We start from the raw sequence: 17,778 nt of genomic DNA, 5'->3' as shown, positions 1-17,778 counted from the left end.
TCAGCGAGGTGGCATTATAGAGATTGCGATCACATTGGCAAGCCCTTTTTCTCGTTTTTTTTGATTTTTTTATCGTTCGGATAAATTTGCATCAAAAGCGGTCAAAAGAGCACGTTATTTCTACAGTTCTCTAAATTTATCTGCGAAAAGAGCCACTTTTTCCCAATTGGTGTACTCCACCTCTTTGGTCGTATCGGTTTCGCCACCCGTCATCGACATAATGAACCTAATCATAGTTCTGTCGAACCAGCTATAACGTGGGTAATAAAGTGCACCAGCAAAAACACCGATTAGCGTTGGTTTCCAAGGCGACTTAATTAGGAACTTGCGAATGTAGGCACTACCTTCAGGTGTATCCTTTCCTTGGTCCTCTTTACGAGCGGTTAGGTTTACGCAGAAAAATGCCACTTTATTTTGCTCCAATTGATTGAGGTTTCGCTCAATAAACTGGTATAGCTTTTTATTAAGATGGCCATAGCGAATAGAGGCGCCTATCAATACTCTGTCGTATTGGCTGAAGTCAATCGTCTCGACATTATGTAAATCCACCAGCTCACAATCGAAATCTGGAAGTTGTTCATCTATATAGTGGAGAATTTTTTTAGTCTGCCCTTCGCGGGAAGAGTATAGAAATAATGCTTTTGCCACGATTTCCCCTTAGCTACGCCAAAACGTCGGCGTAAGTAGAATAAGTAAGGTAAAGATTTCCAAACGACCAAACAGCATAGAAACTATTAATACCCATTTTGCTTTGTCGTTAACATCACCAAAGTGAAGCGCCACTTCTCCCAAGCCAGGACCGAGGTTGTTCAGAGTCGCAGCCACCGCCGAGAACGCACTGAGCTCATCCATTCCTGTTGCAATCAACCCCAACATACAAACCACAAATACCAATGCGTATGCGGAGAAGAAACCCCAAACCGCATCGACAACACGTTGCGGTAGGGCACTGCCACCTACTTTGATGGTGTAAACCGCGCGTGGATGGACTAAACGTTTTAGTTCACGCGCACCTTGTAAGGTAAGAAGCAGGATACGGATCACTTTCATGCCGCCGCCTGTTGAACCAGCACAACCACCTATAAAGGAAGAGAACAATAACAGCACAGGTAAGAAGAGCGGCCAATCCGCAAAACCTGTTGTCGTAAAGCCCGCTGTTGTGGATATTGATACGGTTTGGAACAGAGCCTGATCGAAAGCATCGTATGTCGATGTGTAAGAGTGATGTTTCAGTAATAATAGAAAGCAAATGATAAATAGCAGCACTTGAATAAACAAGAAGGCGCGAAACTCAGGATCTTTCCAGTAATACTTGGGATGTACGCCACCTGATGCAAATGCAGCAAAGTGCAGTGTGTAATTACATGCAGATATAAGCAGAAAAACCACCGTAATCAGGTTAATCGCGTAACTATCAAAGTATCCGATGCTGGCATCGTGGGTAGAGAAGCCACCAATGGCAATGGTGGAAAAGCTGTGACTGATGGCATCAAATGGCGTCATACCAGCTAACCAAAAAGCCGAAGCACAGGCGATAGTCAGGCTCAAATAGATGTACCAAAGCGCCTTAGCAGTTTCTGCTATGCGCGGCGTCACTTTAGTATCCTTGACTGGACCTGGGATCTCGGCGCGGTAAAGCTGCATACCACCGATGCCAAGTACTGGCAAAATCGCCACCGCTAATACGATGATTCCCATACCGCCGAACCACTGCAGTAACTGTCGATAGAATAGAATCGCTTTAGGTAACTCATCCAAACCAACAATAACGGTCGCCCCGGTCGTCGTGAGAGCAGAAAACGATTCAAAAAACGCATCTGTCACTGAGACGTTCGGATTGTCAGCAATGAGAAAGGGGATCGAGCCTGCACTGCCAAGTACTGTCCAGAATAAGACGACAATAAGAAAGCCATCTCGAGCTTTAAGCTCGTGCTTATACCTGCGGTTTGGGTACCAACAAACGGCCCCACAAAACAGCAGAACAAAAAATGTCGTGACAAAAGGCACACCAGCACCATCTCGATAGATCAGCGCAACGAGTGCTGGCGCAAGCATAGTGACACTAAAGAGTGCGAGCAGTAGCCCGACGATTCGAATAATTGAACGAAATTGCATGGATAAATTGACTAGCGAAGCTGTCCCTGTTGCTTCCTGTTTTTCATTATTGTCCGTCTAGCGGAGTGACAATTGCCTTTGCCCCGCTTTTATTGATGATTGCTTGGGTAAACGCGCTCACTTCTCGAAGCTCAATTTCCACCACTAATACGACCTGATCGCTGTATTCAGCCTCGACTTCTATCGCACCAAATTGCGGCATGATTGATTGTGCGATAGGCATAAACCCATAGTCTAACGTTAGTCTGAGCTTTGTGGTTATTTTTTTCTCAATAGTTTGAAGCAGCTTGAGCGCTTGTTGAACCCCACCCCCATACGCTTTAACCAAGCCGCCTGTACCTAACTTGATTCCACCAGAGTATCGCGTGACCACAGCCGCGATCTCCCCCACCCCAGATCCAGACAGCTGCGCCAGGATTGGTTTGCCTGCTGTTCCGGACGGCTCCCCATCATCACTAAAGCCCCATTTCATTGAATCTTCCGGGCGACCAGCAACAAAGCCCCAACAGTTATGTCTAGCATCAGCGTGTTTAGCTTTGATTTGATCAACAAATGCTTTTGCAGCTTCGATACTTGGCGTGTGCGCTAAATAAGTAATGAATACGCTCTTTTTAATTTCTTCTTCAAATTGAGCGGGCTCTGCTGGAATCAGATAAGGCTTGTCATTCATAGGATTATGGATTCAGGTCTATTTGCCTGAAGTCTATCACGAGTGTGATTTACCCGTCGCATAAGATCTGCCACAGCGCACAATGTTAAACACTTGTTTAAAAAATGTATTGAAATTAAACAATCCACGATCCAAACTAACTTTACTGGTCAAACCAGAACAAAAATAAAACGACTTCCTCGATACCTATTTGCCGAGGTACACGGCGTCGTTGAAATAGGTATACAGACAATCCACGATTGTATGTCATGGAGATAGACAATGATTTACCAAGCCGAAACCCTACAGGTAAAGGAAATACAAGATGGTATTGCAGAGCTAAGCTTCTGCTCTCCAAAATCCGTCAACAAACTCGACCTAGCGACATTAGAATCGCTAGATAAAGCTCTTGATGCGCTCATTGCCCATCAAGGCCTCAAGGGGTTGTTGCTCACTTCAGATAAAGACGCATTCATTGTAGGCGCAGACATTACCGAGTTTTTAGGTCTGTTTGCTAAAACGGATGCCGAGCTCGACCAATGGCTGCAATTTGCTAATAGCATCTTTAACAAATTAGAAGACTTACCCGTTCCGACCATCTCAGTGATCAAAGGCCACGCTCTTGGTGGCGGTTGTGAATGTGTGCTAGCAACAGACATGCGTATTGGTGACAAAACCACCAGCATCGGCCTACCAGAAACGAAACTGGGAATCATGCCGGGCTTTGGTGGTTGTGTACGCTTACCTCGCGTTATTGGCGCAGACAGCGCAATGGAAATCATCACCCAAGGTAAAGCATGCCGAGCTGATGAAGCATTGAAAATTGGCTTACTCGATGCAGTTGTAGAGACTGATGCTTTATACGAATCAGCACTACAAACTCTTAACTCTGCAATTAACGAGAAACTTGACTGGCAAGCACGCCGAGCACAGAAAACATCTCCGCTAACGCTGAGTAAGCTTGAATCAATGATGAGCTTCACCATGGCGAAGGGTCTGGTGGCACAAAAAGCAGGCCCTCACTACCCTGCCCCAATGACAGCCGTTATCACGATTGAAGAAGGTGCTCGCTTTGCACGTAATGAAGCGTTAGACATTGAACGTAAGCACTTCGTGAAATTGGCTAAATCGGAAGAAGCAAAATCACTCGTTGGCCTATTCCTTAATGATCAATACATCAAAGGCATTGCGAAAAAAGCAGCGAAGTCAGCAAGTAAAGACACGCAACGTGCAGCCGTATTAGGTGCAGGTATCATGGGTGGCGGCATTGCTTACCAATCAGCGCTAAAAGGTGTGCCAGTCTTGATGAAAGACATCGCACAAGCGTCGCTCGACCTAGGCATGACTGAAGCATCTAAGCTGCTGAATAAACGCTTATCTCGCGGTCGCATTGATGGCTTTAAGATGGCGGGTATTTTAGCGTCAATCACACCGAGCTTACATTACGCAGGTATTGAAAACTCTGATGTGATTGTTGAAGCTGTCGTTGAAAACCCGAAAGTAAAAGCAGCAGTTTTAAGTGAAGTTGAATCCCATGTCGGTGACGACACCGTTATCACCTCAAACACCTCGACGATTCCTATCAACCTATTGGCAAAATCACTAAAACGCCCAGAAAACTTCTGTGGTATGCACTTCTTCAACCCAGTGCATCGTATGCCTCTTGTTGAGATCATCCGTGGTGAGCACACCTCTGATGAAACCATCAATCGTGTTGTGGCGTATGCTGCGAAAATGGGCAAATCACCAATTGTCGTTAATGACTGCCCAGGGTTCTTCGTTAACCGCGTATTGTTCCCATACTTTGGCGGCTTCAGCATGCTACTTCGTGATGGTGCTGACTTTACGAAAATCGACAAAGTCATGGAGCGTAAGTTTGGCTGGCCGATGGGACCGGCGTACTTGCTTGACGTAGTCGGCATTGATACCGCGCACCACGCACAAGCTGTGGTGGCTGACGGTTTCCCTGAGCGTATGGGTAAACAAGGTCGTGATGCGATTGATGCACTGTTCGAAGCAGACAAATATGGTCAGAAAAATGGTAATGGCTTCTACAGCTACACCATAGATAAAAAAGGTAAGCCGAAGAAAACCTTCTCCGAAGCGATCTTACCGGTACTTGCTGACGTTTGTGCCGATAAGCAGGACTTTGACGATCAGACCATCATTCAACGTATGATGATTCCAATGATTAACGAAGTGGTGCTGTGCCTACAAGAAGGCATCATCGCGACTCCGCAGGAAGCAGATATGGCATTGGTTTATGGTCTTGGTTTCCCTCCATTCCGCGGTGGCGTATTCCGCTATCTAGACAGCGTGGGTATTGCTGAATACGTTGAAATGGCAAAACAACACGCCGAGCTAGGTGCGATGTACCAAGTACCGCAAATGCTGATTGATATGGCGGCGAAAGGTGAAAGCTTTTACGGTGCACAACAGCAAGGTTCTATCTAAGGAGGGATTCTAAAATGACTAATCAAACAAGAAATGTTGTCGTAGTCGATTGTCTACGTACTCCAATGGGTCGCTCTAAAGGTGGTGCTTTCCGTCATACACGAGCAGAAGATCTATCTGCGCGCCTAATGAAAGGCATTCTTGCGCGTAACCCACAAGTGAACCCAAGCGAGATTGAAGACATCTACTGGGGCTGTGTACAGCAAACACTAGAGCAAGGCTTTAACGTTGCACGTAATGCGGCGCTGCTTGCTGGTCTGCCGATTGAAATTGGCGCCGTGACGGTGAACCGCTTGTGTGGCTCATCAATGCAAGCGCTTCACGATGGTACACGTGCCATCATGACTGGCGATGCTGAAATCTGCCTAATTGGTGGTGTTGAGCACATGGGGCATGTGCCAATGAACCACGGTGTAGACTTTCACCCAGGTATGTCAAAGAACGTAGCAAAAGCTGCGGGCATGATGGGCTTAACGGCTGAAATGCTGGGTAAATTACATGGCATTAGCCGTGAGCAACAAGACGAGTTTGCCGCTCGCTCTCACGCTCGTGCGCACGCAGCAACCGTAGAGGGTCGTTTTAAAAACGAAATTCTACCAATTGAAGGCCACGCAGCAGACGGCACACTGTTCACTCTGGATTACGACGAAGTGATTCGCCCTGAAACATCCGTTGAAGGTCTATCTCAACTTCGCCCAGTGTTCGACCCTGCAAACGGTACAGTAACAGCCGGTACATCATCGGCTCTGTCCGATGGTGCATCAGCGATGTTGATCATGAGCGAAGAGAAAGCCAATGAGCTTGGCTTGAATATTCGTGCACGTATTAAAGGCATGGCCATTGCGGGCTGCGATCCTTCTATTATGGGTTACGGTCCTGTACCTGCGACGAAAAAAGCGCTCAAGCGTGCCGGTCTTTCAATTGAAGACATGGATGTGGTTGAGCTAAACGAAGCATTTGCCGCGCAGTCTCTGCCGTGTGCTAAAGACTTAGGCCTGCTTGATGTTATGGATGAGAAGGTCAACCTTAACGGTGGTGCGATAGCATTGGGTCATCCACTAGGCTGTTCTGGTTCACGTATCTCAACAACGTTAATCAACCTAATGGAAGCGAAAGACGCGAAATACGGTCTGGCCACCATGTGTATCGGTTTGGGTCAGGGCATTGCGACAGTATTTGAACGACCATAACAGTTCAAGACGTTGTTGTAGTGATCGAGCCAACAATCATAAGCAAATGAACTAGTACTAAAATTTTTAGTATTACACTTAAGGGCGACAATTGATGTCGCCCTTTGTTTTACATCAAACATGCATGAAGAGCATACATTAAATGCTCAAGTTTCATTTTATTCATAGACAAAGAAGACATACACTTAGACCAGTTGATATCTTGCTGCATGTGACCCAGAGTCATGCTACCGCACAATCGGAGAACCTTATGTTTAATGCTCTAGTTCTAAATCAAGAAGACAAACGTACTATCGCTAACATCGAGCAAATCGATGAAACACAACTGCCTGAAGGCGACGTTCTGATTGACGTTGATTACTCATCGTTAAACTACAAAGACGGTCTTGCGATCACAGGTAAAGGTAAAATCATCCGTAACTTCCCGATGGTGCCAGGTATTGACCTAGCAGGTACGGTAGTAAGCTCAGAAGACGGCCGCTACCAAGCTGGTGACAAAGTTGTTCTTACTGGTTGGGGTGTAGGTGAAAACCATTGGGGCGGTATGTCTCAGCGTGCTCGTCTAAAAGCGGATTGGCTAGTACCACTACCAAAAGGTCTAGACAGCAAGAAAGCAATGATGGTTGGTACTGCTGGTTTCACAGGCATGCTATGTGTTCAAGCACTGCTTGATGCAGGCATCAAACCTGAAAATGGTGAAATCCTTGTAACTGGCGCAAGTGGCGGTGTAGGCTCAGTCGCAGTAACGCTTCTAGCACAGCTTGGCTACAAAGTTGCTGCAGTGACAGGTCGTGTAGAGAAAAATGGCCCGCTACTTGAAAAACTAGGTGCTAGCCGCATCATCGACCGTACTGAATTTGAAGAACCAGCACGTCCGCTTGAAAAACAAGTATGGGCAGGTGCGGTTGATACTGTAGGCAGCAAAGTACTAGCAAAAGTATTGGCGCAAATGGATTACAACAGTGCAGTTGCAGCTTGTGGTCTTGCAGGTGGTTTTGATCTACCAACCACAGTGATGCCGTTCATCCTACGTAATGTTCGCCTACAAGGTGTGGACTCAGTAATGTGCCCAACAGAGAAACGTATCGCTGCATGGGAAAAGCTGGTAGAGCTACTACCAGACAGCTACTTCGAGCAAGCGTGTACTGAAGTTGCTCTTGCTGAAGCACCGAAATATGCAGAAGACATCACCAACGGTCAAGTAACGGGTCGTGTGGTTATCAAGCTATAAACACTGACTCAGTGTAAACAGACGAAGAGCCGGCATTGCTGGCTCTTTTTTGTTAGCAGTTCAGTCCCATATCTTCGATACGTTTAGCTATCAGACGACTACACTCTTCACGCACAATCGTTCTTAACCATTCTTGAGCGGGAGAATGCTCGCAACGCGCATGCCAAATCATCGAGTATTCAAACGGCGTGAATTGGAATGGTAACGGTTTCACCACCAAGTCATAACGCTCGGCAACCAGATACGCCAAATCCGCTGGCACTGTGATGATAATTGGCAAGGTATCCATGATCGCCAATGCGGCTTCTAAATGGTACGCCCGCAGGACCATTTTACGCTTAGGTTTCTCCATCAAAGCTTGTTCGATCAGTGCCTTAACACCATCACTGATGGCGATCATGGCATGTGGATGACTCAGATAATCATCCAAGCTCATTTCTTTATTCGCTAATGGATGCTGTTTTGAAAGCATACACAGCACCCCCACTCGCCCCAACACTTCACTGCGTAGAGGCTCCACCGGGCCTGTCGGGCGACAAATCGCTAAGTCTGCACCTTCATAAGTGAGCTGATCTGATAAACGGTCGTGTTGCAGTGGTAAGAAGTTGAAAGACACGTTTGGCGCTTCTTGGTAAATTCTCGGCAAAGCGAACGGTAAGATCGTTTGCATGGCATAGTCGGTGGTCACGATGTTGAAAGTCTGTACGCATTGCAATGGGTCAAACTCAACCGGAGATAACAACTGACGTAAAGACTCTAATGGTTCGCCCAATGAGCGATCGATCTCTAACGCTTTCTGAGTTGGGATCAAATGCTGTCCCTGACGAGTAAACAGCGGGTCTCCCAATAAGTCGCGTAGACGACCAAGCACACGACTCATTGCCGATTGACTCAAGTTCAGACGTGTTGCCGCCTTACTGACACTGTTTTCTTCTATCAGTACTCGCAACGCAACCAGTAAATTTAAATCTCGGCGATAGATGTCTTCCAGTTCCACGAATTAGCCACTTATTTTGTATGTGTTTGGGTAAATTGTACTCTTTAGGCAAAAAAAATCCCGCCTTTCAGCGGGGAAGCCCAAGAAAAATGGGGATAGTGTCGGAATGAAGTGTCGGTAAAAAATAGGTGAGCGTTATTAAAAGCATTCTGATCCAAGCAAGAAGCGCTAATTTTCTTGCTCAGATGCGCCAGACCATCTGCGCATCTCGATCCAAATCCCAATAATAGTGGCAACCATGCCTACAAGAGGCGTCAAAGAGGTGTCAGCTGGCGTCCTGAGTACCAATGCACAAAACGAGATAAAACACAGCACTGAGTAAATCGTAAGTCTGTCTAACGCTGTTAACATTGCCTCTCCCTTGCCAGTTGTTACCAAATTGTTAATTTAAGGTAAAACAAAAAATTCGGTTTGCCAAGTGGTTATTGAATATTTTTTCAACGAAAGTAAAATTCAACGCTCAGTTAGTTACGAGAATCACACTATGAGCTTTAATCCTGAACTGGCAAACAAGACATTAGAGGCGGAAGGACTGCGCTGCCCAGAGCCAGTGATGATGGTCAGGAAGACAATTCGCAACATGCAGGATGGTGAGATTTTGCTGGTCAAAGCAGACGATCCATCCACGACTCGAGACATTCCGAGTTTCTGCCGCTTTATGGACCACCAATTAGTTGCGGCACAAACGGAGCAAGTTCCGTATCAGTACCTGATCAAGAAAGGATTGGAATAATCTGGTCGAACTAAAAACGGCAGCCAATATTGGCTGCCGTTTGTTTATTCGTCGTATTCGAGTGTGCGAACTTCTGATTGGAGCTTGTTAAGTTGTTTCTTCATTGCCCGCATCTCTTCATGCATAGGAATGATGTGAGCGACACGAATCCACGCTTCTACTGTCAATCCAGTAAGAACGAACGATCCTGCTACAATCGGTAACCACATATCAGTCAGCACCATCGCTAGTAAACACAGCGCTAAACCAAAAGTGAATAAATAACTCTGACTCTTCGGGGACATCCCCATGTAACGTGTAAGCATAAACTTGCCCTCTCGCTATCATTCACACCATTAAACTACCATGACAAGTATGACACTTATATGTCATCCGTCACGCAACGGAACGATTTAGAGTCAGAGTTTGAACTCGCGCAGCACACCACTAATGATTGATAACTCACATCATTTCACGTGCAAAAAATCAGAACAGTACAGCCCCTATTGCCAGAGCAATAAACAAAAATGCGGTGATTTTACGGATCAGCCCTAAAGGCATCTTGTCGGCCGACAATTTACCAATCAGGACCACAGGAACATTCGCCAGCAGCATACCGATTGTGGTACCGATAATCACCAAACTTAACGCATCCGCGTATTGCGCCCCTAAGATGGAAGTGGCGATCTGAGTTTTATCGCCTATCTCCGCAACGAAGAACGCGATAAAGCTGGCAATAAATGGGCCTCGATTAGAAATCTGTTCGTCATCATCCAGTTTGTCCGGGATCAGAACCCAAGCCGCCATCGCGACAAAACTGACCACCAGCACCCACTTTAAAATCTCAGGTGATAGATAGTCTGCGACAACCACACCTAACCATGCAGCCAAAGCGTGGTTGGCGATAGTTGCCAAAAAGATTGCTGCAATAATTGGGATTGGTTTTCGGTAACGACTTGCGAGTAATAGAGATAGCAATTGGGTCTTATCGCCAATTTCTGCTAACGCTACAGTAGTAATTGAAATAGCTAAAACGCTCACGACATGCTCATTGGGGCAGGGATTATTATTTTTAACCGAAGACAAACCTCACGCCCCTACCCCGGTTCGTGATGATTTGTCTAAGGTCTTGCTAAACTTGAAAGGCTTCAAGTCTCGAACGCCATGGTGATTTTGCACCAATTATGTTGACGGACGAACCAGATGAAACAGAAACTTCATCAGGTAAGCTACTCCCCAAAGACAGGCGCAATTCTAGCCACCTTTGTTGCGCTTCTCAAGAGCCAAAGCAGGCAAAAACTCCCTTTTAGGAAAAATACAGCAGATAACGCGGTAAAAATTCATTAAAGGAGAAAATCGCCCACGAATTAATCAAGATTAGCTCTACTCCCATGCTCAATATCTGGTTATACTAGATTGTTAATTTATTCAACCGTAATTACTCTTTATCGCCGTTGTTAGAGTTGAAAAACTCGGCATAGATGACGAATTAACGAGTAACAAGAGAATCGCGCGAACCTGACTTATGCAAAAATACGATATCAAAACCTTCCAGGGAATGATCCTCGCGCTGCAGGATTATTGGGCTCAAAATGGTTGTACCATTGTTCAACCGCTAGATATGGAAGTGGGTGCGGGTACCTCTCACCCAATGACCTGTCTACGAGCGCTTGGCCCAGAGCCAATGTCGACAGCTTACGTACAACCTTCACGTCGTCCTACTGATGGCCGTTACGGTGAAAACCCTAACCGTCTTCAGCACTACTACCAATTCCAAGTAGCGCTAAAACCATCGCCTGACAATATTCAAGAGTTGTACCTTGGCTCCCTTGAAGTTCTTGGTATTGACCCTCTTGTACACGACATCCGTTTCGTAGAAGACAACTGGGAAAACCCAACACTAGGCGCATGGGGTCTGGGCTGGGAAGTTTGGCTAAACGGCATGGAAGTGACCCAGTTTACTTACTTCCAGCAAGTTGGTGGTCTTGAGTGTAAGCCAGTAACTGGTGAAATCACTTACGGTATCGAACGTCTAGCAATGTACATCCAAGAAGTAGACTCTGTTTACGACCTAGTTTGGAACATCGCACCAGACGGCAGCAAAGTGACTTACGGTGATATCTTCCACCAAAACGAAGTAGAGCAATCAACTTACAACTTCGAGCACGCAGACGTTGAATTCCTATTTGGTTTCTTCGAACAGTGTGAAAAAGAGTGTAAAGAACTACTTGAGCTTGAAAAGCCACTGCCACTGCCTGCTTACGAACGCATTCTAAAAGCTGGCCACGCATTCAACCTACTAGATGCGCGTAAAGCGATCTCAGTAACTGAACGCCAACGTTACATCCTACGCATCCGCAACCTGACGAAAGCAGTTGCAGAAGCATACTACGCATCGCGTGAAGCTCTTGGCTTCCCAATGTGTAAGAAAGAACAAGCGTAAGGGGTAGAGTAACATGGCAAAAGAATTTCTAATCGAGCTAGGTACAGAAGAGCTACCACCAACGCAACTTCGCACACTAGCTGAAGCATTCGCAGCAAACTTCGAAGCAGAACTAAAAGGCGCTGAGCTTGCTCACGAAGGCGTGAAATGGTTCGCGGCACCTCGTCGTCTTGCACTTAAAGTCGCAGCACTAGCAGACAGCCAGTCTGACAAAGTTGTTGAAAAACGTGGTCCTGCGGTTTCTGCAGCGTTTGACGCGGAAGGCAACCCAACAAAAGCGGCTCAAGGCTGGGCACGCGGTTGTGGCATCACGGTTGACCAAGCAGAGCGCATGGTTACAAACAAAGGCGAATGGCTACTGTTCAAACAAGAAGTGAAAGGTCAGCCAACGTCTGAGATCGTCGTTGAACTTGCAGCGAAAGCACTAGCAAACCTACCTATCGCAAAACCAATGCGCTGGGGTAACAAAACAACTCAGTTCATCCGTCCAGTTAAGACGCTAACCATGCTAATGGGCAGCGACCTAATCGAAGGCGAGATCCTTGGTGTTGCTTCTGACCGCACTATCCGTGGTCACCGCTTCATGGGTGAGCAAGAGTTTACTATCGATTCTGCTGAGCAATACCCTGCGATCCTAGAAGAGCGCGGTAAAGTAATGGCAGATTACGAGGCGCGTAAAGCAATCATCCTAGCTGACGCACAAAAAGCGGCAGCAGCGGTTGGCGGTATCGCTGACCTAGAAGATGACTTAGTAGAAGAAGTAACGTCTCTGGTTGAATGGCCAGTAGTACTAACAGCGAAGTTTGAAGAAGAGTTCCTAAAAGTGCCTTCTGAAGCGTTGGTTTACACCATGAAGGGTGACCAGAAGTACTTCCCTGTTTACGATGAAAACAAGAAGCTACTACCTAACTTCATCTTCGTATCGAACATCGAATCAAAAGAGCCTCGTTACGTAATCGAAGGTAACGAGAAAGTGGTTCGTCCTCGTCTTGCTGACGCAGAATTCTTCTTCAACACAGACCGTAAGCGTCCGCTTATCGACCGTCTGCCTGAACTAGAGCAAGCGATCTTCCAAAAGCAACTGGGTACGATCAAAGACAAAACAGACCGCATCACAGAGCTTGCTGGCTACATTGCTGAGCAAATCGGTGCTGACGTTGAGAAATCAAAGCGTGCAGGTCTACTAGCAAAATGTGACCTAATGACCTCAATGGTATTCGAATTCACGGATACTCAAGGTGTTATGGGTATGCACTATGCTCGCCACGACGGTGAAGCAGAAGAAGTTGCAGTAGCACTGAACGAGCAATACATGCCTCGTTTCGCAGGTGATGAACTGCCATCTAACGGTGTTTCAACTGCAGTTGCAATGGCAGACAAGCTAGACACTATCGTAGGTATCTTCGGTATTGGTCAAGCGCCTAAAGGCAGCGATCCATTCGCACTACGCCGCGCATCTCTAGGTGTACTACGTATCATCGTTGAATACGGCTACAACCTAGATCTTGTTGACCTAGTAGCGAAAGCGAAGTCACTGTTCGGCGACCGCCTAACCAACGACAACGTTGAACAAGACGTTATCGAGTTTATGCTTGGTCGTTTCCGTGCTTGGTACCAAGACGAAGGCTTCAGTGTAGACATCATTCAAGCAGTTCTAGCTCGTCGTCCGACGAAACCAGCAGACTTCGACCAACGAGTTAAAGCGGTTTCTCACTTCCGTGAACTAGAAGCAGCAGAGTCTCTAGCAGCAGCGAACAAACGTGTAGGTAATATCCTAGCGAAATTCGACGGCGAACTAGCAGCAGACATCGACCTAGCACTTCTACAAGAAGACGCAGAGAAAGCACTAGCAGAAAGCGTTGAAGTAATGACGGAAGCGCTAGAGCCAGCATTTGCTACAGGTAACTACCAAGAAGCCCTAAGCAAGCTAGCTGACCTACGTGAACCAGTTGATGCATTCTTTGATAACGTAATGGTAATGGCAGACGACGAAGCACTTAAGAAGAACCGTCTGACACTACTGAACAACCTGCGTAACCTGTTCCTACAGATCGCAGACATTTCTTTGCTTCAAAAGTAATTCATTACTCTTCGAAGTGATTAAGAAATAAGTAAAAGGGAAGCAGATGCTTCCCTTTTTTGTTGCCTTCAAACCGATGAAGGTGACGCTTATTATTCATTTTGTGAACAAGACTAAAATTTGTAGGGTGAGACGCGTTTAACTTGTTGGTGTAGAGCTCGGATTGTAGAGGCACAGTTTTGCTATAACTGGACTGTTTATTCGGGGGAAGGACACAATGAAAAAAACAATTCTCGCACTCTCTATCGGTCTACTGAGCGCCTGCAGCCAGATACCAGAAAATGCCATCGTATTAAACGTTGGTGATGACACTGCTGTTTTTGAGGAAAACTCACAAGGCTTACTTGTCGCTGAGCAAAAACTCGAAAAAGGCAGTTATACCTTTACCATTGCTGACAGCAAGCAAAGCTGTGGCAGTAGCTTTGCCCTAGCAGAAGAAGATCGCATCAAATTCAATCGTCCATTAAAAATGGATAATTGCGCCACTGATGCACAAATGCCGCTGCGCATCTTCAAAGCCAATACCTATCAATTTACGCTCAATCCAACCACCAACGAACTGACGGTAAAAATTAAACCAAAACAAAGTCAGGACATCACCTACTCTTGCCCTGTCGCAACTGACGCGCCAAAAACCATCAACGTTGCTCAAACCTTTAATGATGGCACTGTCGTTCGTGATGCCTTAACCGGACAAGAAGCCACAGTCACCAATGGCACCGTCACCATGCAACCGGGTCCTATGAGCCAAGGTCTATTGCTGCTAGAAGAAGTTGAACAGCAAGCCGATAAACCTTTCAGCTGGGATAACGCGACGGTGTACTTCGTCATGACCGACCGCTTCTACAATGGCAACCCAGACAACGACAACAGCTACGGTCGCAGCAAAGATGGAAAATACGAGATTGGCACCTTCCACGGTGGTGACTTGGCGGGTCTGACGAAAAAACTCGATTACATCGAATCACTTGGTGTGAATGCTATCTGGATAACCTCACCACTGGAACAAATCCACGGCTGGGTTGGCGGCGGCGATAAAGGCGACTTTAAGCACTACGGCTACCACGGCTACTACCATCAAGACTGGACCAAGCTTGATGCCAACATGGGTACCGAAGATGAACTCAGAACCTTCGTCGATACCGCCCACAAGAAAGGTATCCGCGTGATTTGGGATGTAGTCATGAACCACACAGGTTATGCGACATTAGCAGACATGCAGGAATTCGGCTTTGGTCAGCTTTACCTTGATGACCAAGAAGCCAAAGAAGTCCTCGGTGAAAAATGGACCGACTGGCAGCCAAAATCAGGACAAAGCTGGCACAGCTTCAACGACTACATCAAATACGGTGATAGCGAAGCGTGGGATAAATGGTGGGGCAAAGACTGGATTCGCACCGACATTGGCGACTACGATGCTCCGGGCTACAACGACATCACCATGTCTTTGAACTACCTACCGGATCTAAAAACCGAATCGACTCAGAAAACCGGATTACCAAACTTCTTCCGCAATAAAGACACCAATGCGCAAGATGAGCTGCAAACCCCACGTGAACACCTGATTACCTGGTTATCCGATTGGGTGCGCGACTACGGCATTGATGGCTTCCGTGTCGACACCGCTAAACACGTTGAAATGGAAGCGTGGGCAGAGTTGAAAGCCAGCACCACCCAAGCGCTTGCTCAATGGAAACAAAACAACCCGGACAAAGCCTTGGATGACCTACCTTTCTGGATGACAGGTGAAGTATGGGCACACAGCGTGGTGAAAAGCCCGTATTTCGATAACGGCTTCGACTCCATCATCAACTTCGAGTTCCAATCTGATGTAGCACCAAAAGCGCTGAAGTGTTTCGCTCAACTTGATAATGATTACCGCCGTTATGCAGAACGCATCAATACCGATCCTGAGTTCAACGTGTTGAGCTACCTGTCTTCACACGATACACAACTGTTTTGGTCAGCTCGCAGCCGCAGCTTTGATGACCAAGCACGTGCGGCAAATGCTCTGATGCTGGCTCCGGGTGCAGTACAGATCTATTACGGTGATGAGATAGCTCGTGATTTTGGCATTACTGGTTCAGACGCCCACCAAGGCACACGCTCAGATATGCCATGGGATAAGATTCATGGCGAGCGTGAAGATCTGCTGCAACATTGGCAAAAATTGGGTGAATTCCGTAAACGCCACCCAGCGGTTGCTCAAGGTAAGCACATCACTCGCAATCAAGAAGGTTACTACGCGTTCGAACGCCAATACCAAGACGACAAGGTACTGATTGTTTACACCGGTGAGTAAATCACACTCTCTCCACCAGCAAGGGAAGCATAAGCTTCCCTTTTTTATTGTTCTTTTTGCCATTTAGTCTCGTCCCTCTGGTCTGATGACGCACTTTTTTCTTTTTCGGCTTAATTCACACTTTGCGTTAATTACACATTGAGGTAAGGTCAAGGATTACTCGATAAGCCGATAAAACATCGGCATAAACATACACAAAGCAATCACAATGAATTAGGTATAAGTCAGCATGCAGTTCTCAAAGTTTGGTGAAAAATTTAATCAGTATTCAGGTATTACGCAGTTAATGGACGATTTGAATGATGGTCTGCGCACACCAGGTGCCATCATGCTCGGTGGAGGTAATCCTGCCGCCATTCCTGCCATGCTCGATTACTTTCACCAAGCCAGTGAGGAAATGCTCGCCAGTGGGGAGCTCGTCGCCGCCCTCGCCAACTACGATGGCCCGCAGGGTAAAGACGCGTTCGTCAAAGCGCTAGCTCAGTTATTCCGTGAAACTTACGGCTGGGATATTTCCGAAAAAAACATCAGCCTAACTAACGGTAGCCAAAGTGGCTTTTTCTACTTGTTCAACTTGTTGGCAGGTAAACAGCCAGACGGTTCGCACAAGAAAGTGCTACTGCCTATCGCGCCTGAATACATCGGTTATGGTGATGCTGGCATTGATGAAGATATCTTTATCTCTTACCACCCAGAAATCGAGCTGTTAGATAACGGCCTGTTTAAATACCACGTCGATTTTGAGCAACTCGCCGTCGACGACTCTGTTGCGGCAATCTGCGCGTCTCGCCCAACTAACCCAACGGGTAATGTACTGACAGATGAAGAAGTACGTAAGCTGGACAAGCTAGCACGTGAGAACAACATCCCACTGATCATCGATAACGCCTACGGTCTACCTTTCCCGAACATCATCTTTGAAGATGTCGAACCGTTCTGGAATGAAAACACCATCCTATGCATGAGCCTATCTAAGCTTGGTTTACCGGGCGTGCGTTGTGGCATTGTGATTGCGAGTGAAGAAATCACTCAAGCGTTAACCAATATGAACGGCATCATCAGCCTAGCGCCGGGCAGTGTTGGTCCAGCGCTGGCAAACCATATAATTGGCAAAGGTGATCTGCTTAAACTGAGTTCAGAGGTGATTAAGCCGTTCTACAAGCAAAAATCACAACGTGCGGTTGAACTGCTCCAACAAGCAATTACCGATGAGCGATTCCGCATCCACAAGCCGGAAGGCGCTATCTTCTTGTGGTTATGGTTTGATGAACTGCCAATCACAACAATGGAACTGTACCAACGCTTGAAAGCGCGTGGCGTATTGATTGTCCCTGGTGAATATTTCTTTATTGGTCAGCAAGACGAGTGGGATCACGCGCACCAATGCCTGCGTATGAACTACGTTCAAGATGATGAGATGATGCAAAAAGGCATTGCGATTATCGCTGAAGAAGTGGAAAAGGCTTACCGCGAAGGTAAATAGACGGATTGAACTCAGCCGTTCTTCTCTTTGAAATTACGGCTTTGAAATAGCGGATTTGAAAACCCCCAAACTAAAAAGAGCGCCCATATGGCGCTCTTTCTCATTCTATAACCGGGTGGTTA

15 protein-coding genes are annotated in these 17,778 nt (G+C 46.6%); 8 read left to right on the top strand and 7 right to left on the bottom strand.

Going from position 1 to position 17,778, the window contains the following annotated elements; all coding sequences use genetic code 11:
* Window positions 1-120: 120 nt before the first annotated feature.
* Genes hemG through R7Q46_RS19665 form a run of 3 tightly spaced genes read right to left on the bottom strand, consistent with a single transcriptional unit; the run spans window position 121 to window position 2,785 of the window.
* Entirely contained in the window at window positions 121-648 is a 528-nt protein-coding gene (gene hemG / locus R7Q46_RS19675) for a menaquinone-dependent protoporphyrinogen IX dehydrogenase (protein WP_005378894.1), read from the bottom strand.
* Between the two features lie 9 nt (window positions 649-657).
* On the bottom strand, window positions 658-2,115 hold the full coding sequence (locus R7Q46_RS19670) for a TrkH family potassium uptake protein (protein WP_005378893.1): 1,458 nt from the start codon (window positions 2,113-2,115) through the stop codon (window positions 658-660).
* Between the two features lie 46 nt (window positions 2,116-2,161).
* Window positions 2,162-2,785 carry a YigZ family protein gene (locus tag R7Q46_RS19665; RefSeq protein WP_213872070.1) on the bottom strand — a complete coding sequence of 208 codons (624 nt, stop codon included), beginning with the start codon at window positions 2,783-2,785 and terminating at the stop codon, window positions 2,162-2,164.
* Between the two features lie 261 nt (window positions 2,786-3,046).
* On the opposite strand from R7Q46_RS19665, the gene fadB reads away from it, so the two are divergent.
* From fadB to R7Q46_RS19650, 3 genes are all read left to right on the top strand, one after another.
* A complete protein-coding gene (gene fadB, locus R7Q46_RS19660) occupies window positions 3,047-5,218 on the top strand; it encodes a fatty acid oxidation complex subunit alpha FadB (RefSeq protein WP_213872071.1) in 2,172 nt (723 codons plus the stop codon).
* Between the two features lie 14 nt (window positions 5,219-5,232).
* On the top strand, window positions 5,233-6,408 hold the full coding sequence (gene fadA, locus R7Q46_RS19655; RefSeq protein ID WP_169643941.1) for an acetyl-CoA C-acyltransferase FadA: 1,176 nt from the start codon (window positions 5,233-5,235) through the stop codon (window positions 6,406-6,408).
* A gap of 250 nt (window positions 6,409-6,658) precedes the next feature.
* Complete coding sequence (locus tag R7Q46_RS19650) at window positions 6,659-7,639, top strand: MDR family oxidoreductase (RefSeq protein ID WP_033906594.1); 981 nt, start codon at window positions 6,659-6,661, stop codon at window positions 7,637-7,639.
* Window positions 7,640-7,691: 52 nt separating this feature from the next.
* Here R7Q46_RS19650 and R7Q46_RS19645 read toward each other — a convergent pair whose 3' ends face one another.
* Window positions 7,692-8,636: a LysR family transcriptional regulator gene (locus tag R7Q46_RS19645; protein WP_017821924.1), complete on the bottom strand. Its 945-nt coding sequence runs from the start codon at window positions 8,634-8,636 to the stop codon at window positions 7,692-7,694.
* 168 nt (window positions 8,637-8,804) lie between these two features.
* A complete protein-coding gene (locus tag R7Q46_RS19640) occupies window positions 8,805-8,987 on the bottom strand; it encodes a hypothetical protein (RefSeq protein ID WP_005378880.1) in 183 nt (60 codons plus the stop codon).
* Window positions 8,988-9,120: 133 nt separating this feature from the next.
* Between R7Q46_RS19640 and tusA the strand changes: the two genes are divergently transcribed.
* Window positions 9,121-9,369, top strand: a complete 249-nt coding sequence (tusA, locus tag R7Q46_RS19635; protein WP_005378879.1) for a sulfurtransferase TusA — start codon at window positions 9,121-9,123, stop codon at window positions 9,367-9,369.
* 44 nt (window positions 9,370-9,413) lie between these two features.
* Here the strand turns inward: tusA and R7Q46_RS19630 are convergent, their stop codons facing one another.
* Together R7Q46_RS19630 and R7Q46_RS19625 are read right to left on the bottom strand one after the other, a co-directional pair.
* On the bottom strand, window positions 9,414-9,674 hold the full coding sequence (locus R7Q46_RS19630; protein WP_005378878.1) for a hypothetical protein: 261 nt from the start codon (window positions 9,672-9,674) through the stop codon (window positions 9,414-9,416).
* Between the two features lie 160 nt (window positions 9,675-9,834).
* Window positions 9,835-10,389, bottom strand: coding sequence for a TMEM165/GDT1 family protein (locus tag R7Q46_RS19625; RefSeq protein ID WP_213872072.1), 555 nt, complete (start codon window positions 10,387-10,389; stop codon window positions 9,835-9,837).
* A 484-nt stretch (window positions 10,390-10,873) separates the two neighbouring features.
* Here R7Q46_RS19625 and glyQ point away from each other — a divergent pair, with 484 nt between their 5' ends.
* The 4 genes from glyQ (at window position 10,874) to R7Q46_RS19605 (ending at window position 17,656) form a co-directional block, all read left to right on the top strand.
* Window positions 10,874-11,791 (top strand): glycine--tRNA ligase subunit alpha, encoded by a 918-nt coding sequence (gene glyQ, locus R7Q46_RS19620; RefSeq protein ID WP_005383818.1) that lies wholly within the window; start codon window positions 10,874-10,876, stop codon window positions 11,789-11,791.
* Window positions 11,792-11,804: 13 nt separating this feature from the next.
* Window positions 11,805-13,871: a glycine--tRNA ligase subunit beta gene (gene glyS / locus R7Q46_RS19615; protein WP_213872073.1), complete on the top strand. Its 2,067-nt coding sequence runs from the start codon at window positions 11,805-11,807 to the stop codon at window positions 13,869-13,871.
* Window positions 13,872-14,088: 217 nt separating this feature from the next.
* Window positions 14,089-16,173, top strand: coding sequence for an alpha-amylase (locus tag R7Q46_RS19610; protein WP_213872074.1), 2,085 nt, complete (start codon window positions 14,089-14,091; stop codon window positions 16,171-16,173).
* 229 nt (window positions 16,174-16,402) lie between these two features.
* A complete protein-coding gene (locus R7Q46_RS19605; protein WP_017635592.1) occupies window positions 16,403-17,656 on the top strand; it encodes a valine--pyruvate transaminase in 1,254 nt (417 codons plus the stop codon).
* The last annotated feature ends 122 nt before the right edge of the window (window positions 17,657-17,778 follow it).

It is taken from the genome of Vibrio sp. 811 (assembly GCF_033339195.1).
The sequence above is the reverse complement of the archived record's forward strand: the minus strand, read 5'-3'. Positions and strand labels throughout refer to the sequence as shown.